This window comes from Micromonospora sp. NPDC000121 (assembly GCF_042899165.1).
Classification (GTDB): Bacteria; Actinomycetota; Actinomycetes; order Mycobacteriales; family Micromonosporaceae; genus Micromonospora.
Map to the genome: position 1 here is coordinate 1,103,540 of NZ_JBIAZP010000001.1, position 20,876 is coordinate 1,124,415.

19 protein-coding genes are annotated in these 20,876 nt (G+C 74.0%); 11 read left to right on the top strand and 8 right to left on the bottom strand.

Annotated features, from left to right (window positions below; genetic code table 11):
- Positions 1–81 precede the first annotated feature (81 nt).
- On the bottom strand, positions 82–771 hold the full coding sequence (locus tag ACFY23_RS05350; RefSeq protein ID WP_350682591.1) for a TIGR03089 family protein: 690 nt from the start codon (positions 769–771) through the stop codon (positions 82–84).
- 151 nt (positions 772–922) lie between these two features.
- Here ACFY23_RS05350 and ACFY23_RS05355 point away from each other — a divergent pair, with 151 nt between their 5' ends.
- Entirely contained in the window at positions 923–2,068 is a 1,146-nt protein-coding gene (locus ACFY23_RS05355) for a glycosyltransferase family 1 protein (RefSeq protein ID WP_350682589.1), read from the top strand.
- Between the two features lie 61 nt (positions 2,069–2,129).
- Positions 2,130–3,221, top strand: coding sequence for a sugar phosphate nucleotidyltransferase (locus tag ACFY23_RS05360; RefSeq protein WP_350682587.1), 1,092 nt, complete (start codon positions 2,130–2,132; stop codon positions 3,219–3,221).
- Here ACFY23_RS05360 and ACFY23_RS05365 read toward each other — a convergent pair.
- A complete protein-coding gene (locus ACFY23_RS05365) occupies positions 3,190–3,816 on the bottom strand; it encodes an NUDIX hydrolase (protein WP_350682585.1) in 627 nt (208 codons plus the stop codon). The genes ACFY23_RS05360 and ACFY23_RS05365 overlap by 32 nt on opposite strands.
- A 39-nt stretch (positions 3,817–3,855) precedes the next feature.
- Here ACFY23_RS05365 and ACFY23_RS05370 point away from each other — a divergent pair, with 39 nt between their 5' ends.
- Positions 3,856–4,890: a hypothetical protein gene (locus ACFY23_RS05370; RefSeq protein WP_350682583.1), complete on the top strand. Its 1,035-nt coding sequence runs from the start codon at positions 3,856–3,858 to the stop codon at positions 4,888–4,890.
- Between the two features lie 300 nt (positions 4,891–5,190).
- A complete protein-coding gene (locus tag ACFY23_RS05375) occupies positions 5,191–6,195 on the top strand; it encodes a helix-turn-helix domain-containing protein (protein ID WP_350682581.1) in 1,005 nt (334 codons plus the stop codon).
- A 185-nt stretch (positions 6,196–6,380) separates the two neighbouring features.
- Here ACFY23_RS05375 and ACFY23_RS05380 read toward each other — a convergent pair whose 3' ends face one another.
- Complete coding sequence (locus tag ACFY23_RS05380) at positions 6,381–7,469, bottom strand: coenzyme F420-0:L-glutamate ligase (protein WP_350682579.1); 1,089 nt, start codon at positions 7,467–7,469, stop codon at positions 6,381–6,383.
- On the bottom strand, positions 7,466–8,449 hold the full coding sequence (gene cofD / locus ACFY23_RS05385) for a 2-phospho-L-lactate transferase (protein ID WP_350682577.1): 984 nt from the start codon (positions 8,447–8,449) through the stop codon (positions 7,466–7,468). Before cofD ends, ACFY23_RS05380 begins: the two co-directional genes overlap by 4 nt.
- Before the next feature lie 98 nt (positions 8,450–8,547).
- Here cofD and ACFY23_RS05390 point away from each other — a divergent pair, with 98 nt between their 5' ends.
- The 3 genes from ACFY23_RS05390 (at position 8,548) to ACFY23_RS05400 (ending at position 13,840) form a co-directional block, all read left to right on the top strand.
- Entirely contained in the window at positions 8,548–9,504 is a 957-nt protein-coding gene (locus tag ACFY23_RS05390; RefSeq protein WP_350682575.1) for a hypothetical protein, read from the top strand.
- A gap of 492 nt (positions 9,505–9,996) precedes the next feature.
- The gene (locus ACFY23_RS05395; protein WP_350682573.1) at positions 9,997–12,504 is read left to right on the top strand and encodes a bifunctional FO biosynthesis protein CofGH; all 2,508 of its coding nucleotides are present in this window, start codon (positions 9,997–9,999) and stop codon (positions 12,502–12,504) included.
- Positions 12,505–13,582: 1,078 nt separating this feature from the next.
- The gene (locus ACFY23_RS05400) at positions 13,583–13,840 is read left to right on the top strand and encodes a WhiB family transcriptional regulator (protein WP_350682572.1); all 258 of its coding nucleotides are present in this window, start codon (positions 13,583–13,585) and stop codon (positions 13,838–13,840) included.
- A gap of 85 nt (positions 13,841–13,925) precedes the next feature.
- On the opposite strand, the gene ACFY23_RS05405 is transcribed toward ACFY23_RS05400, so the two are convergent.
- The gene (locus tag ACFY23_RS05405) at positions 13,926–14,375 is read right to left on the bottom strand and encodes a metallopeptidase family protein (RefSeq protein WP_089001916.1); all 450 of its coding nucleotides are present in this window, start codon (positions 14,373–14,375) and stop codon (positions 13,926–13,928) included.
- Positions 14,376–14,530: 155 nt separating this feature from the next.
- On the opposite strand from ACFY23_RS05405, the gene ACFY23_RS05410 reads away from it, so the two are divergent.
- Positions 14,531–14,899 (top strand): DUF3499 domain-containing protein, encoded by a 369-nt coding sequence (locus ACFY23_RS05410; protein ID WP_350682570.1) that lies wholly within the window; start codon positions 14,531–14,533, stop codon positions 14,897–14,899.
- Positions 14,900–14,912: 13 nt separating this feature from the next.
- On the opposite strand, the gene ACFY23_RS05415 is transcribed toward ACFY23_RS05410, so the two are convergent.
- Together ACFY23_RS05415 and ACFY23_RS05420 are read right to left on the bottom strand one after the other, a co-directional pair.
- Positions 14,913–16,289, bottom strand: coding sequence for an FAD-binding oxidoreductase (locus ACFY23_RS05415; RefSeq protein ID WP_350682568.1), 1,377 nt, complete (start codon positions 16,287–16,289; stop codon positions 14,913–14,915).
- Between the two features lie 80 nt (positions 16,290–16,369).
- Positions 16,370–17,716 (bottom strand): aspartate aminotransferase family protein, encoded by a 1,347-nt coding sequence (locus ACFY23_RS05420; protein WP_350682567.1) that lies wholly within the window; start codon positions 17,714–17,716, stop codon positions 16,370–16,372.
- Between the two features lie 628 nt (positions 17,717–18,344).
- Between ACFY23_RS05420 and ACFY23_RS05425 the strand changes: the two genes are divergently transcribed.
- On the top strand, positions 18,345–18,749 hold the full coding sequence (locus tag ACFY23_RS05425; RefSeq protein ID WP_350682566.1) for a Scr1 family TA system antitoxin-like transcriptional regulator: 405 nt from the start codon (positions 18,345–18,347) through the stop codon (positions 18,747–18,749).
- Positions 18,740–18,940 (top strand): DUF397 domain-containing protein, encoded by a 201-nt coding sequence (locus tag ACFY23_RS05430; protein WP_350682564.1) that lies wholly within the window; start codon positions 18,740–18,742, stop codon positions 18,938–18,940. The genes ACFY23_RS05425 and ACFY23_RS05430 overlap by 10 nt, the downstream gene beginning before the upstream one ends.
- A 35-nt stretch (positions 18,941–18,975) precedes the next feature.
- Here ACFY23_RS05430 and ACFY23_RS05435 read toward each other — a convergent pair whose 3' ends face one another.
- On the bottom strand, positions 18,976–19,488 hold the full coding sequence (locus tag ACFY23_RS05435) for an Lrp/AsnC family transcriptional regulator (RefSeq protein ID WP_350682562.1): 513 nt from the start codon (positions 19,486–19,488) through the stop codon (positions 18,976–18,978).
- A gap of 203 nt (positions 19,489–19,691) precedes the next feature.
- Between ACFY23_RS05435 and ACFY23_RS05440 the strand changes: the two genes are divergently transcribed.
- Complete coding sequence (locus tag ACFY23_RS05440; RefSeq protein WP_350682560.1) at positions 19,692–20,876, top strand: spermidine/putrescine ABC transporter substrate-binding protein; 1,185 nt, start codon at positions 19,692–19,694, stop codon at positions 20,874–20,876.

Genomic DNA, 20,876 nt, shown 5'->3' on the forward strand with positions numbered 1-20,876 from the left:
GCACCTTCTGCCCGACGAAACGGACCTTCCGCCCGAACCGCGGGCCGAAAAGTGCAAGATCGCGGACGAGCGGGGTCAGGGTCAGGGGAGCGTCAGGGTGGTGCGTTCCGTTTCCGCGCGGGCGGTCCGGCGAGCGGGGTCGGTGTGCGCGCAGAGGACCATCGACGCTTGGCCGGCCAGTGGGGCCAGGAGCCAGTCGACCGGGTCGGGCAGGGCGTCGACGTCGATCAGGGCGCGGGCGCCGGGGGCGATGCCGTGCTCCGCCGCGCGGGCGCCCGCGCGGCCCAGCAGCGCCGCGTCGTCCGGCCCGGGCCCGGCGTACGGGGTGAAGTGGTCGCCGTGCACCCGGACCTCCGACACGAAGTCGGCGAACCCCGGCGGCACCTGCCGCATCGGCAGGGCGAACGGGTCCAGGGCGAGGACGTAGCGGTCCCCGGCCGGCGTCCCGTCCGCCTCGGCCAGCCGCCCGGCCGCCACGAAGAGGACGTCCGCGTCGCCCGGGGAATCGACCACCGCGAGGCCGGCCGACCAGCACCCGAGCAGCACGGCGGCGGTCTGCCAGTGCGGCGGGAGCAGCACCCCGGCCGTGTCGCCCGGCCCGAGGCCGAGCCCGTCGACGAGCAGGTTGGCCGTCTTGGCCACCCAGTTCGCCAGGGTCGCGCCGGAGAGTTCGGTCCGCTCGCCGGTGGCGTCGTCGTACCAGGTCAGCAGCGGTCGGGTCGGGTCGGTCGCGATCGCGTCGGCGAAGACCCGGGCAATGTTGTCGGCCATCGGCGCGAACGATACGCCCCCGCCGGCCGTACTCGAAGACGGCGACAAGTCGGCGTACCGTCGGGTCGCAGTCAGCGTCCGCCCCGGGCTCGGGCGTAGGCTTGCCCGGAGTGTTGTTCCCCACAGATTCGCCAGTTCAAGGAGTCGCCCCGTGACCGCCGGTCGCCCGCCCCGCGTGCTCATCGACGCCACGAGTGTCCCCGCCGACCGTGGCGGTGTCGGTCGATACGTCGACGGCCTGCTCGGCGCCCTCGGCAAGGTGTGCGGGTCGGGGGTGGAGCTGGCCGTGGTCAGCCTCCGCACCGACCTGGAGCGCTACACCCGGATGCTGCCCGGCGCGGAGATCATCCCCGCCCCGGCCGCCGTCGCGCACCGTCCCGCCCGGCTCGCCTGGGAGCAGACCGGCCTGCCGCTGCTCGCCCAGCAGGTGGGCGCGCAGGTGCTGCACTCGCCCTTCTACACCTGCCCGCTGCGCGCCGGCTGCCCGGTCACGGTGACCGTGCACGACGCGACGTTCTTCACCGAGCCGGAGCACTACGACAAGTCCCGGCGCACGTTCTTCCGCAGCGCCATCAAGACGTCCCTGCGCCGCGCCGACCGGGTGATCGTGCCGAGCAAGGCCACCCGCGACGAGCTGATCCGGCTGCTCGACGCCGACCCGACCCGGATCGACGTGGCGTACCACGGGGTCGACCACGCCGCCTTCCACGCGCCCAGCGAGGAGGAGAAGGCCCGGGTCCGCGCCCGGCTGGGGCTCGGCGGCAGCAGCTACGTCGCCTTCCTCGGGGCCAAGGAGCCGCGTAAGAACGTGCCCAACCTGATCCGCGGCTGGGCCCGGGCGGTCGCCGACCGGGAGAACCCGCCGGCCCTGGTGGTCGCCGGTGGCCAGGGGCACGACGACGACATCGACCGCGCGGTGGCGGAGGTCCCGTCGCACCTGCGGCTGCTCCGCCCGGGCTACCTCCGCTACGCGGACCTGCCCGGCTTCCTGGGCGGGGCGCTGGTGGCCGCCTACCCGTCCTACGGGGAGGGTTTCGGCCTGCCGATCCTGGAGGCGATGGCGTGCGCCGCGCCGGTGCTCACCACGCCCCGGCTGTCGCTGCCCGAGGTGGGCGGCGACGCGGTCGCGTACACCAGCGAGGCCCCCGACCAGATCGCCGCCGACCTGGCCGCGCTGCTCGACGACGAGCAGCGGCGGTTGTCCCTGGCCAAGGCCGGTTTCAACCGGGCCAAGGAGTTCACCTGGGAGTCCAGCGCCGAGGTGCACATCGCGGCCTGGAGCCGGGCGCGGGCCTGACCCCGGAGCGCCGGGTGGCAACCCGGCGTCCGGGCGGGCGGGGTTCGGGCATGATGTGCTGATGCTCTACGCCGTCATCCCGGCGGGTGGCAGCGGCACGAGGTTGTGGCCGCTGTCCCGTGCCGGCCACCCCAAGTTCCTCCACCCGCTGACCGGTTCCGCCGCCTCGCTGCTCCAGGCCACGGTCGAGCGGCTGGGCCCGCTGACCACCGCCGAGCGCACCCTGGTGGTCACCGGGACCGCGCACGTCGCGGCGGTGGCGCGCCAGCTGGCCGGGCTGCCGGAGGAGAACATCCTGGTCGAGCCGTCGCCCCGGGACTCCTGCGCGGCGATCGCCCTGGCCGCCGCCGTCATCGCGCGGCGCGACTCGGCGGCGGTGATGGGCTCTTTCGCGGCCGACCACCTGATCGGCGACCCGGAGCGGTGGCGGGAGGTCGTCCGGGAGGCGGTACGCGGCGCCGAACAGGGCCTGCTGATGACGGTGGGCATCACCCCGACGCGGGCCGAGACCGGCTACGGCTACCTCCAGACCGGCGACCCGGTCGACGGCGGCCCGCTGCGCCCGGTCGCCGAGTTCAAGGAGAAGCCGAGCGCCGAGGTGGCCGAGGCGTACCTGCGCTCCGGGCGGCACCTCTGGAACGCCAGCATGTTCGTCTGGCGGGTCGACGTGTTCCTCGCCGAGCTGGCCCGCCAGCAGCCCGCCCTGCACGCCGGGATCGTCGCGATCGCCGAGGCGTGGGGCACCGAGGGGCAGGACGACGTGCTCGGCACGGTCTGGCCGACGCTGCCGAAGATCTCCGTCGACTACGCGGTGATGGAGGGCGCGGCGACCGCCGGGCGGGTGGCCACGGTGCCGGGCGACTTCGGCTGGAACGACGTCGGCGACTTCCACACGCTGGGCGAGGTGCTGCCGGCCGACCCGGACGGCAACGTGGTGCTCGGCGGCGACGCCAAGCCGGGCGTGCTGCTGCGGGACAGCTCCGGGCTGGTCGTGGTGCCCCACTCCGGTCGGCTGGTGGCCACCGTCGGCGTGCACGACCTGATCGTCGTCGACACCCCGGACGCGCTGCTGGTCTGCCCGCGCGACCGGGCGCAGGACGTCAAGAAGATCGTCGACGAGCTCAAGGAGCGGGGCGAAGAGGGGCTCGTCTGAGCGTCGCCAGGGCCGGGGCGACCAGCTTCGCCGTCCCGCCGGCCAGCGGCTCCGGCAGCTGGTCCGGCGGGAACCAGGCCAGCGCCTCGGACTCGTCGCTGACCCGTTCCGTCGCGGCGGGCGGGGCGAGGACGGCGAACCGGACGTCGTAGTGCAGGGAGCCGCCCTGGCAGCTCACCGGGTGGATGTCCACGTCGATCGGGACCGGGTCGATCCGCAGGCCGGCGATCCCGGACTCCTCGCCGGCCTCGCGCAGGGCGGCGCCGGCGAGGGTCCGGTCGGCCGGCTCGCAGTGGCCGCCGAGCTGCACCCACTTCCGGAACTTGCCGTGCAGGCAGAGCAACACCCGCGAGCCGGTGGCGTCGAGCACCAGCGCGCTCGCCGTGACGTGCCCGGCCCGGTGCGCCCGGCTCATCGCCACCGGCCCGGCGGCCAGCAGCCGCACGGTGCGGTCCCGGGCCTCGGCGGCGGCCGGGCCGGTCGGCTCCCAGCGCTCCAGCGTGGCGACGGCGTCGGCGTGCAGCGCCGCGTACACCTCGGCGTCGGTCGGCGGTGACGTCCTGGGGTCGGCGGCGGCGGTGGGGAAGTCGGGCATGCCGACACTGTACGAGCCGGCGGTTCGTACCCTGGCCGGGTGACCCTGCGACTGTTGGAGTTCGTCGTGGCCGGCAACGAGGCCAGCGACCTGCTACCGGTACGCTCCGCGCCGCTGCTGCGCGCGCACGGCGCCCGGCGCGGCTTCTGGACGGTGCTCGACGAGGGGCCGGTGGAGCGCTGCCTGGCCCTGCTGCTGGAACGCGACGACGGCGAGTGGGTCGCCCGGCACGTGACCGCCGACGCCGGGGCGGAGAACGGCCGGACGGAGGACGGCGAGGCCCTCGCCCACCACGACGGCTGGGTCTACGTCTTCGGCTCGCACTTCGGCTCGAAGGGCGGGCCGCTGCGCCCGCGACGCGCCTTCGTGGCCCGGTTCCGGGAGGACGACGCGACGGGCGGCACGCTGCCGGTGCAGGTGGTGCGCAACCGGTTCCGGCTGCACCGGGCGGTCAACGACGCCCTGCTCAAGGCGCCGTTCACCCCGTTGCCGCCCGGTGCGCGGGTGCGGGCCCGCTTCATCGGCGAGACCGTCGCGCGTGGCACCGCCCGGTCGAAGGGCTGGGTCAGCCGACTCGTCCCCGACGACCTGCCGCTGAACGTCGAGGCCGCCGCCTTCACACCGGCCGGCACCGTCCTGATCGGACTGCGCTTCCCGGTCACGGCCGACGGCGAGCCGATCCTGGTCGAGCTGACCGGCGTGCCGGGCATGTTCGACCCCGTGCCGAGCTGGCCGGAGGCGACCGGCGCGTACGTGTTGACCGGGGTGACCCCGCCCGGCGCGCTCGCCGGCTTCCGGGCGATCGCCCTCACCGACGACGGCGGTTACGCGGCGGTCGCCGGGTCCATCGACGCGCTCGGCAAGGGTTCGGTGCTGCTGGACGACCACCCGGCCGGCGGCGACGTCACCTCCCGGCACGTCCGGTTCCCGCCGCCCGGCGACGGGCACCTGGTCCCCGGCGAGATGGTGGCGGACCTGGCGCCGTTCCACCACGTGGAGGGGTTGGCCGAGCTGGACGGGCGCACCTTCTACGTCACCGACGAGGACCACCGCGTGGCGCTCTGGGTGGGGTGAACGGGCAGGCGCCAATCGGCGCGGGGAACGACGGCGGCCGGGCGGCACCTCTGCGGAGCAGGCCCGCAGACCCTCGTGGTGCCGCCCGGCCGCCGGTGTTCCCCATCCCCCGGGACGCCCCGGTCCGCGGGCGCGTCGCCGACGCGTCCGCCCCCGTGCGCGGGCAGTGGAAGCATGCCCAACCCCCACCATGGACGTCGAGGTTTTTCAGCTCAGGCTTAAAGACGGAGATAAGTGCCGCCCGGGTAGGCTGCAACGGTCACCCGGCATCCCCCTGCCGGGGCGACACGGGAGCACTCCATGCTGAAGATCTATTTCTCCGCCGAGGACATCCTCCGGACCCGGGTGGCTCCGGCGGCGGACCCGGTGTGGGAACTGGTCCTCAGTCTGCACCTGCTGCCGGATCGTGACAGGGACCCGTTGCTGGCGGGTTGGCGGCGCAGCGTGACCCAGGCGCTGCGCCAGGGCAGGGGGTCCCCCGGCCTGAGGCTCCTCCTGTCGCTCAATCCGCCCCGCGGCTACTTCCCCGACTTCCTCACCCCCTACCAGAGCGTGTCCGGCTTCGAGGCCGGCATGGAGGCGGTCCGGAGCACTCCCGTGTCGCTGCTGCAACGCGACCTGTCGCTGCTCGCCACCGGCCGCCCCTTGCCGGCCGGCGCGACCGCGCTGGCCCGCGGCGAGCCGGGCACGCTGCGCGACCTGACCGGCGCGATGGCGCAGTACCGCGACCTGGCGATCGACCCGTACTGGGCCCGGATCCAGGCGGCCGTGGAGGCCGACCGGTCCCGCCGGGCCCGGGCGCTGCTCGACGGCGGGGTGGAGGGGTTGCTGGCCAGCCTGCGGCCCGTCATGCACTGGGAGTCCGGGGTGCTCCACGTCCGCGGCTATCCGCACAGCCGCGAGCTGCACCTGGACGGGCGCGGCCTGCTGCTGGTGCCGTCGTTCTTCTGCGCGCCCACCCCGGTGGCCCTGCTCGACCCGGCGCTGCCCCCGGTCCTGGTCTACCCGGTGGACCGGCTGGGCGGCCTGCTGCCGGCACCCGGCGAGGGCGCCGGCCCGGGCACGCCCGACCCCGGACGGAAGGCGCTCGCCGCGCTGCTCGGCCGCACCCGGGCCGCCGTGCTGGAGGTCAGCGACGACGGCTGCACCACCGGGGAGGTGGCCCGCCGGCTGAACATCTCACCGGCCGCCGCCAGCCAGCACGCCACCGTGCTGCGCAACGCCGGCCTGCTGGTCAGCCACCGCGACCGCAACACCGTCCTGCACACCCTCACCCCGCTGGGGCGGGCCATGCTCAACACCTGACGCCCGGCCCGGTCCCCGCGTCCCGCGCCGTCCCTTCCGCACCCGCGCGCCGCCAATCCCCGCGTCCCGCGCCGTCCGCTCCGCACCCGTGCGCCGTTGGGGCGGGGAACGGGAGCGGGAGGCCCGTCAGAAAGGGGAGGCAGGCGGCGCGGGGGCGTCGGTCGGCGGGGGCAGCGGGAGGCCCGTCAGAGGGCGAGGCAGGCGGCGGCGGGGGTGTCGGTCGGCGGGGGCAGCGGGAGCGAGGCGACGCCCTCCGCCGCCAGGGCGGCGCGCAGGCGGTGCAGGTCGGCGCCGAAGCGGACCAGCTCGGCCGGGCCGGCCGGGGCGGCCTGGGAACCGAGCACCAGCATCGTCGCCTCCGCCGGCCAGCCGGGCACGGCGGCGACCATCCCGGCGCGTACGGCCTCGTCGGTGACCAGCGTGAACTCCGTGCCGGACGCGACCACGCCGGCGACCGCGGCGATCGCCCGCCGTACCGCGTCCGGGTCGGGCGGGGTCGGGTTGGGGGCGTCCGGCAGGGTGGCGGCGGCGGCCAGCCCGGCCGCCTTCGCCTCGGCGGTGCCCAGCGAGAACAGGTCCATCGCGGCGTCCCGGACCAGCGCCGCCGCGCCGGCGCCGTCGTCCGGCCGGGTCGCGGTGAGGTAGCCGCGCACCACGGCGACAGGCACCTGGTCGCACTTGCCCTTGATCAACTCGCCCGCGCCGGCCAGCTCGTCCACGACCGCCATCTGGGTGAGCTGGAGCTCGTTGCCGTACGGGTCGACCTCGCCCCGGTGGTCGCGGATCGCGTCCATGCCGGCGACGCCGAGCGCCACGTCGGTGAGCCCGTTGCGCCAGGGCCGGCCCATCGTGTCGGTGATGATCACCGCGACGTCGACCTGGTAGCGGTCCCGCAGGGCGGCGCGCAGCGCCCGGGCCGAGGCGTCCGGGTCCGCCGGGAGCAGCACCAGCCGGGTCTTGTCGACGTTCGAGGCGTCGATCCCGGCGGAGGCCATCACGAAGCCGTGGTGGGTCTGCACGATCCGGGTCGCGCCCCGGGTCGCCACCACCCGCGCCGTCTCGGCGGCCAGCACCTCGTCCCGCGCGGCGAGCCGCTCCGGCCCGTCCGCCGGGACGTCCACCAGCCGGCCCTCCGCCTTCGAGACGATCTTGCTGGTCACCACCAGCACGTCACGGTCGCGCAGCCAGGGCGCGGCGTTCGCGATCAGCGCGGCCAGGTCGTCGCCCTCGGACACGTGGCCGATGCCCAGCACCGGCAGGATCTCCAGCCTCACGTCAGCTCCAGCGCGGCGCGGACCATGGCGGCCGTCGCCGTCTCGTCGGTCATCAGCAGCGGCACGGCGCGAACCGTCACCTCCGGCACCACGACGCCGGCGTCCTCCTCGGCGACCAGCCAGCCGTCGAGCAGCCCGCCGGCCGCCCGGCCGCCGTAGAGGCTACCCACCCCGGCCGCGCTGCACTCGACCCCGAGCACCTCCAGGCAGCGGTCCGCCATGCCCCGAACCGGCGCGCCGCCGATGATCGGGGACACGCCGACCACCGGGGCGGCGCCGTCGGCGACCGCCTCGCGCAGCCCGGGCACGGCGAGGATCGGGGCGATGCTCACCACGGGGTTGCTCGGCGCGACCAGCACCACGTCGGCCCCGGCGATCGCCTCCACCACGCCGGGCGCCGGCTTCGCGGTCTCCGCGCCGACGAAGACGAACCGGTGGGTGGGGACGTTCCCGCGGTGGCGCACCCACCACTCCTGGAAGTGGATCGCCCGCTGCCCGCCGTCGGTGCCGTCCGCGTCGGTGCCGCTCGCGACCGCCGGCCCGCTCACCACGACGTGGGTCTCCAGCCGGTCGTTTGTCGCCGGCAGCAGGCGTACGCCGGGCTGCCAGCGGGTGGCCAGCGCCTCGGTGACCGCGTGCAGCGGGTAGCCGGCGTTGAGCATGGTCGTGCGCACCAGATGGGTGGCGACGTCCCGGTCGCCGAGCCCGAACCAGGTCGGCTCGGCACCGTACGCGGCCAGTTCCTGCTTGACGGTCCAGCTCTCGTCGACGCGGCCCCAGCCCCGCTCGGGGTCGGCGCCGCCACCCAGCGTGTACATGACGCTGTCCAGGTCGGGGCAGACCTTGAGCCCGTGCAGGAACAGGTCGTCGCCGACGTTGACCACGGCGGTCACCTCGGCGTCGACCTCGCGGGCGTACGCCCGGACGCCGAGCAGGAAGCGGGCGCCCCCGATGCCACCCGTCAGAACCACGATGCGCATGTTCACATCCTCGCGCACGGACCGTCTCCGATCCGCGCATGGGCCGGGAGACTAGGCTCACCCCGGCAACTGTCCGCTATCGCCCCGAGGGGGATCCCGTGACCAGCCCCGCCGAGCCCGCGTCGACCGACGCGACGGAGGCCAGCCAGCTGACCAAGCCGCTGCGAGAACTCGCCGCGTTCGTGCTTCTCGGCGCGAACGCCGTGTTCCTCTTCGTCGGCCTGATCCGCCTGCTGACGCCGACCGAGTACGTGCCCTTCGCCGGCCGGGCGGGCAGCGCCTTCTCCGCTTTCGTCGGCATGGAGGCGGCGGCACTGCCGGTGCTCGCCGTGCTGCTTGCCACGCACGTGCGGCCCACGACGCCGAAGGCGAAACTGATCACGCAGGTGGCCCTCGGCGAGTACGCGTTCAGCGCCCTGCTCGGCGCGCTCACCTTCCTGGTCTGGACGGTCGACCTGCTGGCCGCCGGCGAGGTCCTCGAGGCATTCACCGGTCTGCTCGTCCGGGTCGCCTGGCTGGCGCTGCTCGGGTTGGGCGCCTTCGTCGTCTTCAAGATCTGGCGCACCCTCTACTTCGTTCCCAGCCCGAAGCCCCAGCCCGGCGTGTACGGCCAGCCGCAGCCCGGTTGGCCGCAGCAGGGCGGTTACCCCGCCCCGGGCCAGCCGGGTCAGCCGATCCCCGGCCAGCCGGGCCAGCCGATCCCCGGCCAGCCGGGCCAGCCGATCCCCGGCCAGCAGGGCGCCTGGCAGGCCCCCGGCCCGTACGGCGCCCCGTACGGCCAGCAGCCGGCACCGTTCGGCGGCCCGCAGGCGACCCCGCCGTTCACCCCGGCGCCGCAGTCGGGCCCGCCGGCCGCCGCCGCACCGCAGTCGGCGCCCCCGTTCGGGTCGTCGCCGACCGCCCCGCCGTTCGGGCCGCCGCCGTCGGCCGAACCGACCCAGGCCATCCCGCGCCAGTCCGTCGAGCCCACCCAGGCGATTCCGCGCCCGACCGACGGCGAGCCGGACCACACCCAGCGCATCAACCCGGGCGAGTACCCCGACGCCCCGCGCTGACCGGCGCCCCACCGTCCCCGAGCGCCCCGCACGCCCCCGTGCGGGGCGCTCGCATTTCCCCAACCCCAACCCCCAACCCCCAGCCCCGGCCCCCAGCCCCCAGCCCCCAGCCGCCGACCCCGGTCCCCGGCCGCCGATCCGTTGATCAAGAGGTTTTGGTCCCGAGGAAGCGCTCCCCTGGACGAAAACCTCTTGATCACCCCGGCGGTCCGGCGGTCGGAGGTCCGGCACCCCGGCGCTCCTGCTTCCGGCATCCCGCGCCCCGGCGCCCGGCGGTCCGGCGCCCCGGCGTCCGGCACCCCCGCACCCCGGCACTGCCGCACCCCGGCGCCCCGGCGCCCCGGCGGTTGGGCGCTTTGGTTCGGTGGGCTGGTTTGGGGGTGGTGACGCTGTGGCGTGCCGGGGCGGTCCGGGTGGGCGAGGGTGGGTGCGCTTGTTCACGGTGTGGGGCGGCCGGCCGGGGTGGGGCGAGCGAGCACTTAGGCTGGGCGGATGGTTGATCGCACCGAGTCCGGCCCGAGTGACGCGAGCGTGCGGCGGGCGTTGCGCAGGGCGGCGACCGGGCGGGCGCTCGACGTCGACGAGGCCACCGCGCTGCTGAGCGCCCGGGGCGACGCGCTGGACGAGTTGCTGGACGTCGCCGGCGCCGTCCGCGACGCCGGGCTGCGCGAGGCCGGGCGGCCGGGCGTGGTGACGTACTCGAAGAAGGTCTTCATCCCCCTCACCCGGCTGTGCCGGGACCGCTGCCACTACTGCACCTTCGCCACCGTGCCGCACCGGCTGCCGGCGGCGTTCCTCGACCGCGACGAGGTCCTCGCCATCGCCCGGGCGGGCGCGGCCCAGGGCTGCAAGGAGGCCCTGTTCACGCTCGGCGACCGGCCGGAGGAGCGCTGGCCGGCGGCCCGGCAGTGGCTGGACGAGCGCGGCTACGACTCCACGCTGGACTACCTGCGCGCCTGCGCGGTGGCGGTGTTGGAGGAGACCGGGCTGCTGCCGCACCTGAACCCGGGCGTGCTGTCCTGGTCGGAGTTGCAGCGGCTGAAGCCCGTCGCGCCCAGCATGGGCATGATGCTGGAGACCACGGCGACGCGGCTCTGGTCGGAGCCGGGCGGCCCGCACTTCGGCTCGCCCGACAAGGAGCCGGCGGTACGGCTGCGGGTGCTCGACGACGCGGGCCGGGTCGGGGTGCCGTTCACCACCGGCATCCTGATCGGCATCGGCGAGACCCCCGCCGAGCGGGTCGACGCGATCTTCGCCATCCGCCGCGCCCACCGGGAGTACGGCCACCTCCAGGAGGTGATCGTGCAGAACTTCCGCGCCAAGCCGGACACGGCGATGCGCGGGATGCCCGACGCGGAGCTGCACGACCTGGCCGCCACTGTGGCGGTGGCCCGGGTGCTGCTCGGGCCGAAGGCCCGCATCCAGGCCCCGCCGAACCTCATCGAGGGCGAGTACGACCTGCTGCTGCGCGCCGGAATCGACGACTGGGGCGGGGTCTCCCCGCTGACCCCGGACCACGTCAACCCCGAGCGACCCTGGCCCCACCTGGACGAGCTGGCCCGGCAGACGGAGAAGGCCGGCTTCGCCCTGCGCGAGCGGCTGACGATCTACCCCGAGTACGTACGGGCCGGCGACCCGTGGCTCGATCCGCGCCTCCTCCCGCACGTCGGCGCGCTGGCCGACCCGGCGACCGGGCTGGCCGTCGAGGAGGCGCGGCCGGTGGGGCGCCCCTGGCAGGAGCCGGACGAGACGTACGGCGGCCGGACCGACCTGCACGCCACCATCGACACGACCGGGCGCACCGGCGACCGGCGCGGCGACTTCGACCACGTCTACGGCGACTGGTCCGAGGTGGCCGGCAAGGTCAGCGTCGGCGGCGGGGGCGGCACCGACCGCGACCTGCGGGCCGGGCTGCGGCTGGCCGCCGACGACCCGGCCGCGCTGCTGGAGCCGAGGCACGCCGACGCGGCGCTGGCGCTGTTCGCCGCCGACGGGCCGGCGCTGGACGAGCTGTGCCGGCTCGCCGACGACGTCCGCCGGGCGGCGGTCGGCGACGACGTGACGTACGTGGTCAACCGCAACATCAACTTCAGCAACGTCTGCTACGTGGGCTGCCGGTTCTGTGCCTTCGCACAGCGGGAGCGGGACGCCGACGCGTACCGGCTCTCGGTGGAGCAGGTCGCCGACCGGGCCGAGGAGGCGTGGGCGGCCGGCGCCAGCGAGGTCTGCCTCCAGGGCGGCATCGACCCGAAGCTGCCGGTGACGATCTACGCCGACCTGATCCGGGCGATCAAGGCGCGGGTGCCGGGGATGCACGTGCACGCGTTCTCGCCGATGGAGATCGTCACCGCCGCCGCCAAGGCCGGCGTGTCCGTGCGGGAGTGGCTGACCGGGCTGCGCGAGGCCGGGTTGGACACCATCCCGGGCACCGCCGCGGAGATCCTCGACGACGACGTGCGCTGGGTGCTCACGAAGGGCAAGCTGCCGGCCGCCGCCTGGGTCGAGGTGGTCGGCACGGCTCACGAGCTGGGCATCCGGTCCAGCTCCACCATGATGTACGGCCACGTGGACCACCCCGCGCAGTGGCTGGCGCACTTCCGGGTGCTGGCCGGGGTGCAGGACCGTACGGGCGGCTTCACCGAGTTCGTGGCGCTGCCGTTCGTGCACACCAACGCCCCGATCTACCTGGCCGGCCTCGCCCGGCCTGGGCCGACCTGGCGGGAGAACCGGGTGGTGCACGCGATGGCCCGGCTGCTGCTGCACGAACGGATCGACAACATCCAGTGCTCCTGGGTGAAGCTCGGCGACGAGGGCACGGTGGCGATGCTCCGGGGCGGCTGCAACGACCTCGGCGGCACGCTGATGGAGGAGACGATTTCCCGGATGGCCGGTTCCGGCAACGGTTCGGCGCGTACCGAGGAGCAGTTGGTCGCCATCGCGGCGGCCGCCGGACGCCCGGCCCGCCGGCGCACGACCGCGTACGGCCATCCCCGGCCCTAGGGTCGAGCCTTTCCCCGCCGCCGGCCCGGCGGGGTTCCCGGTGCCCGGCCCAGCCTCCAACCCATTTCGCGTGGTCGGCTTCTTCGGGTTCGGCGACGGCGTGGGATACGAGTTCCATATCGACAACGACGGTGTGGACGGGCCGGCGTCAGCCACCGGTCGAATTCACCACCGCGAATCAGAACAGCTTTCTCCGACGCCGGGGCCGGGGCGCCGCCGACGTGTCGGGGCCGTCCTGACTCCTCGGGAGCGGACGAGCGCGGGCACTCGCACACGTGCGGGCGCTCGCCACTCGGATTCAGGATCTGCACGGCGCGGTGGCGTCGTCGCTCTCGGCGGCGGCACGGCGCCTCGGTGCTCTACATGGAACGGAACCGCACGGTCTGGGGAGATCGAGGTCAGTCGACCCGACGATCCGCGTACGCACCCGACGTCCGGGAGCGCCGGGTGCGGGAGGGGCGTCCCACAGTGCCGTCCGCCCGGATCTGACCGCCGGCGTCCGTACCGTCTGGTGGGACGACCGGATGCCGGCCGACCAGGTCGCCGTCGCCGGCGGCCTGGTCGCCGGGTTCGTCCGGCCGACCAGCGCGCCTCCGGCTTTCCGGCGGGGCCGGCCGGCACCGGCCGCCGCGGCGCTCCGTCCACATTGTGGGCGGGAGGCTGTCGGTCGTTTCCGGCTCGACGGGCGGTCGGCGCGAACTCGGGTTAACCTTTGCCCCACCAAGATCAACCATCTGGTGGGTGGTCTTTCGGGGGTCTCCATCGGCCTGTCCGGTCGGGCCGGCGGGGAAGCGCCACGGGAGAAATCTCGGGCAACTCGCCGGAGAGGGCGTTACTCGGCCGGGGTCTGAATCGATAGGGCAGGTTGCGAGGCCGGGCGGCCGGGTGGTCGTCCGGAGTGTTGTCGGGAGGGCGACTCCATTATCAAGTTCGGCTTGACGGCGCACGCATTACACGCGTGTAATTTGAATGGGGTTGTTCGCACGGTACGCAACAAATCGGGACCGGACGGACACGCGCGCCTTTCGCGTGGGGGTTGCAGCGGCGATGACGCCGGTGCGCGACAAGGAGGCATTTGATGGACGGCCAGCTTGAGGTGGCCGACCTGCTCGGAAACGCGCCGGAGTGGCAGGAGCGGGCGCTCTGCTCGCAGACCGACCCGGAGGCGTTCTTTCCCGAGAAGGGCGGCTCGACCCGCGAGGCGAAGCGGATCTGCTTGCGCTGCGAGGTCAAGACGGAATGCCTCGAATACGCTCTCGGGCACGACGAGCGGTTCGGGATCTGGGGCGGGCTCTCGGAGCGGGAGCGGCGCAAGCTCAAGCGGCGGGCCGCCTGAGCGTTGCCGGGCCGGGGCGGTGGGGGCCGCCCGGCTCGAGCGCATCGAATCCGGTCGCCCGCCGCGGCGGCATCCGGCGGGCGGCTCAGGCCAACTCGTCCGGATCGACCCCGAGCAGGTTGGCCACCTGCTCGATGATCACGTCGTGCACGAGATCCGCGAGATCCTCGCGGTCCATGGCGCGGAACTCCAGCGGCCGGCGGTAGAGCACGATCCGCGGCGGCACCTCCTGCCGGCCGGGCCGGCCGGGCAGCAGCCGGGCGAGCGGCACCTCGCCGTCCTCCAACACGTCGGAGTCGTAGACGTTCAGGTCCGGCGGGACGTCCTCCACCGCGAACTCGACCCCGGCCAACTCCTTGGCGAACCGCCGTTCCAGGGTCTCGACGGTGTCCAGCACGAGGTCGTCGAAGATCTCCGCCTTCGTCCGTGCCAGCGGCACCGTCGCCGGCACCAGCCGCCCGCGCAGGCCGCGCCCGTGCCGGTCACGGTGGGCGCGCCGGCCGGGGCCGGGGCGGCGGTGTTCCGGGCTCGTCATGAGGGACAGGTTAGCTCCCGCACCGGCCCGGCCTGCGGTAGCGCGGCGAGTGTGGCGCGGCGCGGGTCGCGCCGGACCGAATTGTGATCACCGTGACGGGCGTGTCGCAACGCGAAGCGGTGCGCCGGACCCGGTAATGGGGATACCCTGCCGCCGTGAGGTCACCACGGCGCTGCTCCCGTAACGGCTGCCCCCGGCAAGCGGTCGCCACGCTGACCTATGTCTACAACGAGTCGACAGCCGTGGTGGGACCGCTGGCCGCCTTCGCCGAGCCGCACACCTACGACCTCTGCGAGCCGCACGCCCGCAACCTGACCGCGCCGCGCGGCTGGGACGTGGTCCGGCACGAGGGCGAGTTCGAGCCCCCGCCGCCCACCACCGACGACCTGGTCGCCCTCGCCGAGGCCGTCCGCGAGGCCGCCCGCCCGGTGGCCCCCCGCCCGCCCGAGGGCGACGAGAGTCTCAACGCCGCCCCCCAGACGGGCCGCCGGGGCCACCTCCGCGTCATCCCCCCCAGCCACTGACCCGCCCCAGGGGTCAGTGGCCCAGGAGGCGGGCGAAGAGGGCGGCACGGCGGGAGGCACGGCCCGTGCGCTGTTCCGCCGCGTCGGCCGAGAACATCAGCCGTAGGCCCGCGTTCACGGCCAGCCAGCGCAGCGGCTCCGGCTCCCACTTCGGGGAGCGGTGGTTCACCCACGGCAGGGCGGTCAGGTCCGTCCGCTCGCCCCGGATCAGGTCGGCCAGGGTCCGGCCGGCGAGGTTGCTGGTGCCCACGCCGTCGCCGACGTAGCCGCCGGCCCAGGCCAGCCCGTCGGCCGGGGCGAAGCCGACCGAGGCCGCCCAGTCCCGGGCCACCCCGAGCGGCCCGCCCCAGGCGTGGGTCACCGGCACGTCCGGGCCGAGCACCGGGAACAGTTCGCCGAGCGTACGGCGCAGCGCCGCGAAGACCGTCGGCTCCCGGTCGTGGTCGGGACAGACCCGGGAACCGAAGTGGTAGGGCGCGCCCCGGCCGCCGAAGGCGAGCCGCCCGTCGGCGGTGCGCTGGCCGTAGACGATGACGTGCCGGTGGTCGGAGAAGGTCTCCCGCTCCGCCAGGCCGATCCGCTCCCAGGTCGCGACGGGCAGCGGCGCGGTGGCGACCATCAGCGAGTAGACCGGCGCGACGGTGCGGCGCTGCCCCGGGAGGCCGGGCGTGTAGCCCTCGGTCGCGCGCACCACCACCGGCGCGCGCACCGTGCCGGCCGGGGTCACCGCCGCGCCGGACCGGATCCGGGTCACCCGCGTGCCCTCGTGGATCGTCACCCCTCGGCGTTCCACCGCCCGGGCCAGGCCGCGCACCAGCCGGGCCGGGTGCACCGCCGCGCAGTGCGGGGTGTACGTGCCGCCGCGTACCCCCTCGGCGGCGCAGCGGGCGGCGGCCTCGGCGGCGTCGAGCAGCGCCAGATCCTCCAGCCCGAGCCCGTACGCCCGCGCCTCCGCCACCGCCGCGCGGGCCCGGTCGAGCTGGGGGCCGGTGCGGGCGAGCATCACCGTCCCGCCGTACGCCCAGTCGCAGTCGATGCCCTCGGCCGCGACGACCCGGCCGACCTCGGCGACGGTCGCGTGCATGGCGCGCTGCATGGCGATCGCGGCGTCCCGCCCGTGCCGGCGCGCCAGCGCGGGCAGCGAGGTGGGGAACAGCGCCGAGCACCAACCCCCGTTGCGGCCGGACGCGCCGTAGCCGGCGACCTGTGCCTCCAGCACGGTGATCCGCAGCGTCGGGTCGGCGACCGCGAGGTAGTACGCCGTCCAGAGCCCGGTGTAGCCGGCCCCGACGATCACCACGTCCGCGTCGGCGTCGCCGGCCAGCGGCGGGCGCGGCGTGAGCGGCTCGTCCACGGTGGACAGCCAGTACGACAGGTCCTGGTAGCGCATCGGCCGCTCCGGGTGCGGGAACGGCCGGGTCGACCACGCGCCTCTGGGGCGCGCGGCCGGCCCGGCCGGATGGACGAGGGTTACAGGCGCGCCCACGCCTCGGTGAGCACGGCGCGCAGGATCTGCTCGATCTCGTCGAACTGCTGCTGCTCGGCGATCAGCGGCGGGGCGAGTTGCACGACGGGGTCGCCCCGGTCGTCGGCGCGGCAGTAGAGCCCGGCGGAGAAGAGCGCGGTGGAGAGGAAGCCGCGCAGCAGCCGCTCGGACTCGGCCTCGTCGAAGGTCGCCCGGGTGGCCTTGTCCTTGACCAGCTCGATGCCGTAGAAGTAGCCGTCGCCGCGCACGTCGCCGACGATCGGCAGGTCGTGCAGCTTCTCCAGGGTGGCGCGGAAGGCGGCCTCGTTGGCCCGGACGTGCCCGACCAGGTCCTCGCGGGCGAAGACCTCCAGGTTGGCCAGGGCCACCGCGCAGGAGACCGGGTGGCCGCCGAAGGTCACCCCGTGGGCGAACATGCCGGTCTCGGTCAGGAACGGCTCCATCAGCCGGTCGCTGGCGATCATCGCGCCGAGCGGCGCGTAGCCGGAGGTGATGCCCTTGGCGGTGGTGATGATGTCCGGCTGGTAGCCGTACCGGACGGCGCCGAAGTATTCGCCGAGGCGGCCCCAGGAGCAGATCACCTCGTCGGAGACGAGCAGCACGTCGTACGCGTCGCAGATCTCCCGGACCCGCTCGAAGTAGCCGGGCGGCGGCGGGAAGCAGCCGCCGGAGTTCTGCACCGGCTCCAGGAAGACGGCCGCGACCGTGTCCGGCCCCTCCCGCTCGATGGCCCGGCCGATCTCCTCGGCAGCCCAGCGGCCGAACGCCTCGGGGGAGTCGCCGTGCTCGGGGGCGCGGTAGAAGTTGGTGTTCGGCACCTTGATGCCGCCCGGCACGAGCGGCTCGAAGTCGCTCTTGATGCCGGGCAGGCCGGTGATCGACAGCGCGCCCATCGAGGTGCCGTGGTAGGCGATGTAGCGGCTGACCACCTTGTGCTTGTTCGGCCTCCCGGTGCGCTTGAAGTAGGCCCGGGCCAGCTTCCACGCCGCCTCGACCGCCTCCGAGCCGCCGGTGGTGAAGAAGACCCGGTTCAGGTCGCCGGGGGTGAGCGCGGCGATCTTCTCGGCCAGCTCGACCGCCTTCGGGTGGGCGTACGACCAGAGCGGGAAGTAGGCCAGCTCGGTCGCCTGCTTGGCGGCGGCCTCAGCCAGCTCGGTGCGCCCGTGGCCGGCGTTGACGACGAAGAGCCCCGCGAGGCCGTCCAGGTAGCGGCGGCCCTGGGCGTCCCAGACGTACGCGCCCTCGCCGCGCACGATGGTCGGCACCTCGCCGGCGGAGTAGCTCGCCATCCGGGTGAAGTGCATCCAGAGGTGGTCGGTGGCGTCGGCCATGTCAGCCCCATCGGGTCTCGGGCCGGTCAGGGGTGACACCGGCCGCTCTGCCCACGGTTATCCCACAGCCCAGCCGACGAAAGCAAGTGAGATCGGTGGCACACGGGCTCTCTGGCGACGGAATCAGCGAGTACGTGTCCAGTGAGCAACGGAATCCGTACCAGTCGTTGACGGGCGGCCGGCGTCCGTCGGCGGGTCCAGGGTGCGCCCCTCTCGCCCTGTCGAGCTGAATCGTTTGCGACATCGCGATCGTTTGCGGCATCGCGTCGGGCCGGAGCGCCCACCGCGGCGCCGAGGGGGCTGGATCGTCTGCAGCATCGCGTCGGGCCGGAGCGCGTCCAGCGTGGTGCGCCGGGGCTGGATCGCCTGCGACATCGCGTCGGGCTGGAGTGCGTCCCGCGTGGTGCGCCGGGGCTGGATCGCCTGCGACATCGCGTCGGGCTGGAGTGCGTCCCGCGTGGTGCGGAGGGGCTGAATCGTTTGCGACATCGCGTCGGGCCGGAGCGCGTCCCGGGTGGTGCGCCGGGGCTGAATCGTTTGCGACATCAGCTCGACAGGCGTGGGCGGGGCGTAGGGCCGGGTCGTTCGCGACCTGCCGTGACGCCCGCGCCCGCCTGCCGCGCTTCCCGTGCCCGCCGCGCTTCCCGTGCCCGCCGCGCTTGTTGAGCGTGTGCGGCTGGGCGGGGAGGGTGCGGGGCAGGTCCAGGGCCTTTCCGGGCGGTTGCCGGCGCGGGCGGTGATGGCCGGCCAGTTGACCCACCTGCTGAGGGTCGCCGAGCAGGAGCACGTGCAGGTGCGGGTGATCCCGTCCGAGGTCTCCTGGCACACCGGGCTTGCCGGGCCGTTCGTCCTGATCCGCCTGCCCGACGGCGCCGAGGCGGCCTATGTGGACAACCGGCTCCGCGGTCAGGTCGTGACGGAGAGTGCCGACATTGCTAGCCTGGGCGGCAGATGGGAGAGCGTCGCCGGCGAGGCGCTGCCGAGACGCCGGTCGATCGAGCTGATCAGGGAAGTGGCGACGACATGGACATGACCGACGCCCGCTGGCGCACCGCCACCCGCAGCAGCAACAACGGCGGCAACTGCGTCGAGGTGACCGACAACCTGCCGGGCCGGGTGCTGGTGCGGGACAGCAAGGACCGCGACGGCGGCACCCTCACCTTCGGGCCGGGCGCCTGGCGGACGTTCGTCGCCTCTGTTGGGCGCGGCGGGGGCGCTGGCTGAGGCCGAGCGGCGTCCGGAGCCGGCGGGCGGCCCGATCAGGCGGTGCCCCAGGTGTACGTCTGCTTGCGCAGCTTGAGATAGACGAACGCCTCGGTGGAGAGCACGCCCTCGACCGCCCGCAGCCGCTGGAGGATCTCCAGCAGGTGGTCGTCGTTGCGGCAGACCACCTCGGTCAGCAGGTCGAACGAGCCCGCCGTGATCACCACGTAGTCGACCTCGTCCAGTTCGGCGAGGCGGTCGGCCACGGCCTCCAGGTCGCCGTTCGTACGCAGACCGATCATGGCCTGGCGGGGGAAGCCGAGCTGGAGCGGATCGGTCACCGCGACGATCTGCATCACCCCGGCGTCGAGCAGCCGCTGCACCCGCTGGCGCACCGCCGCCTCCGACAGCCCGACCGCCTTGCCGATGGTCGCGTACGGTCGGCGGCCGTCCTCCTGGAGCTGCTCGATGATCTGCTTCGCCACGTCGTCCAGCAGTGCGTGGCTGGCGCCCTCGCGGACGGTGACCCTTCGTCCGCCGTTGCCGTTGTCGTGCTGCCGGTTCGTCATCGACCGCTCCCATATCCGTTCCCGGGCTGAGCCTAGTGCCCCGGGCAGTCTGGCGTATTTCGTCGTCCAGAGCTATTCCGGCAACGGAATCCCTTGTAAGGGAGGTGGCCTCATGTCAGGATCAGTCGTCCACCGCACCTGACCCTCCCGCCGGCGCGCCATCCCCGTCCCGCCGCCGACGATGACCCCTTAGGAGTCGTCACATGCGAACTCCCTTTCGGCCCCTCACCCGGCGTGGACTCCTGACCGGCACCCTCGGCTCGGCCGCGCTGCTCGCCGCGGGCGGCTCGCTGGCCGGCTGCGGCACCAAGGCCGCCACCCAGACGGAGGCCGGCTGCGTCAGCCAGGACCTGTCCGGCATCGAGAAGAAGCTGGCCTTCTCCAACTGGCCGCAGTACATGGACGTGGACGAGTCCGACGAGTCCAAGCGGCCGACCCTCGACGCGTTCATCGCCCAGACCGGCATCCAGGTCACCTACACCGAGGACGTCAACGACAACAACGAGTTCTTCGGCAAGGTGCAGAACCAGCTCGCGGGCTGTCAGGGCACCGACCGGGACATCATGGTCCTCACCGACTGGATGGCGGCGCGGATGATCCGCCTCGGCTGGGTCCAGAAGCTCGACAAGTCGAAGCTGCCCAACGTCGAGGCCAACCTGCTGCCGTCGCTGCGCAACCGGTCCTTCGACGCCGAGAACCAGCTCGCCATCCCGTGGCAGTCCGGCCTGGCCGGCCTCGCCTACAACGGCAAGGTCACCAAGGAGATCCGTACGGTCGACGAGCTGCTCACCCGGCCCGACCTCAAGGGCAAGGTGACCGCGCTGTCCGAGATGCGCGACACCATGGGCCTGCTGCTCCAGTCGAACGGTCACGACCCGGCGAACTTCACCGCCGCGCAGTTCGACGACGCGCTCAACAAGCTCAAGAAGGCCGTCGACTCCGGCCAGATCCGCCGGTTCACCGGCAACGACTACGCGCCCGACCTCGCCAAGGGCGACATCGCCGCGTGCATCGGCTGGTCGGGTGACGTCATCCAGCTCGGCTTCGAGGACGACAAGGTCAAGTTCGTGGTGCCCGAGTCGGGCGTGATGCTCTGGTCGGACAACGTCCTGGTGCCGAACAAGGCCACCCACAAGGGCAACGCCGAGCAGCTCATCAACTACTACTACGACCCGGCGGTCGCCGCGAAGCTCGCCGCGTTCGTGAACTACATCTGCCCGGTCCAGGGCGCCAAGGCCGAGATGGAGAAGATCGATCCGGAGTTGGCCGCCAATCCGCTGATCTTCCCCGACGAGGCCATGCTGTCGAAGTCCAAGGTCTTCATGGCGCTGGACGAGAAGCAGGAGCGCGAGTACGAGACCAAGTTCCAGCAGGTCATCGGGGCGTGA

What these genes read in the sequence shown, in the direction of transcription:
- ACFY23_RS05350 (WP_350682591.1), bottom strand. Translation starts at nt 771, where the DNA reads ATGGCCGACAACATTGCCCGGGTCTTCGCCGACGCGATCGCGACCGAC.
- ACFY23_RS05360 (WP_350682587.1), top strand. Translation starts at nt 2,130, where the DNA reads ATGCTCTACGCCGTCATCCCGGCGGGTGGCAGCGGCACGAGGTTGTGG.
- ACFY23_RS05365 (WP_350682585.1), bottom strand. Translation starts at nt 3,816, where the DNA reads ATGCCCGACTTCCCCACCGCCGCCGCCGACCCCAGGACGTCACCGCCG.
- ACFY23_RS05375 (WP_350682581.1), top strand. Translation starts at nt 5,191, where the DNA reads ATGCTGAAGATCTATTTCTCCGCCGAGGACATCCTCCGGACCCGGGTG.
- cofD (WP_350682577.1), bottom strand. Translation starts at nt 8,449, where the DNA reads ATGCGCATCGTGGTTCTGACGGGTGGCATCGGGGGCGCCCGCTTCCTG.
- ACFY23_RS05395 (WP_350682573.1), top strand. Translation starts at nt 9,997, where the DNA reads ATGGTTGATCGCACCGAGTCCGGCCCGAGTGACGCGAGCGTGCGGCGG.
- ACFY23_RS05400 (WP_350682572.1), top strand. Translation starts at nt 13,583, where the DNA reads ATGGACGGCCAGCTTGAGGTGGCCGACCTGCTCGGAAACGCGCCGGAG.
- ACFY23_RS05405 (WP_089001916.1), bottom strand. Translation starts at nt 14,375, where the DNA reads ATGACGAGCCCGGAACACCGCCGCCCCGGCCCCGGCCGGCGCGCCCAC.
- ACFY23_RS05415 (WP_350682568.1), bottom strand. Translation starts at nt 16,289, where the DNA reads ATGCGCTACCAGGACCTGTCGTACTGGCTGTCCACCGTGGACGAGCCG.
- ACFY23_RS05420 (WP_350682567.1), bottom strand. Translation starts at nt 17,716, where the DNA reads ATGGCCGACGCCACCGACCACCTCTGGATGCACTTCACCCGGATGGCG.
- ACFY23_RS05430 (WP_350682564.1), top strand. Translation starts at nt 18,740, where the DNA reads ATGGACATGACCGACGCCCGCTGGCGCACCGCCACCCGCAGCAGCAAC.
- ACFY23_RS05435 (WP_350682562.1), bottom strand. Translation starts at nt 19,488, where the DNA reads ATGACGAACCGGCAGCACGACAACGGCAACGGCGGACGAAGGGTCACC.
- ACFY23_RS05440 (WP_350682560.1), top strand. Translation starts at nt 19,692, where the DNA reads ATGCGAACTCCCTTTCGGCCCCTCACCCGGCGTGGACTCCTGACCGGC.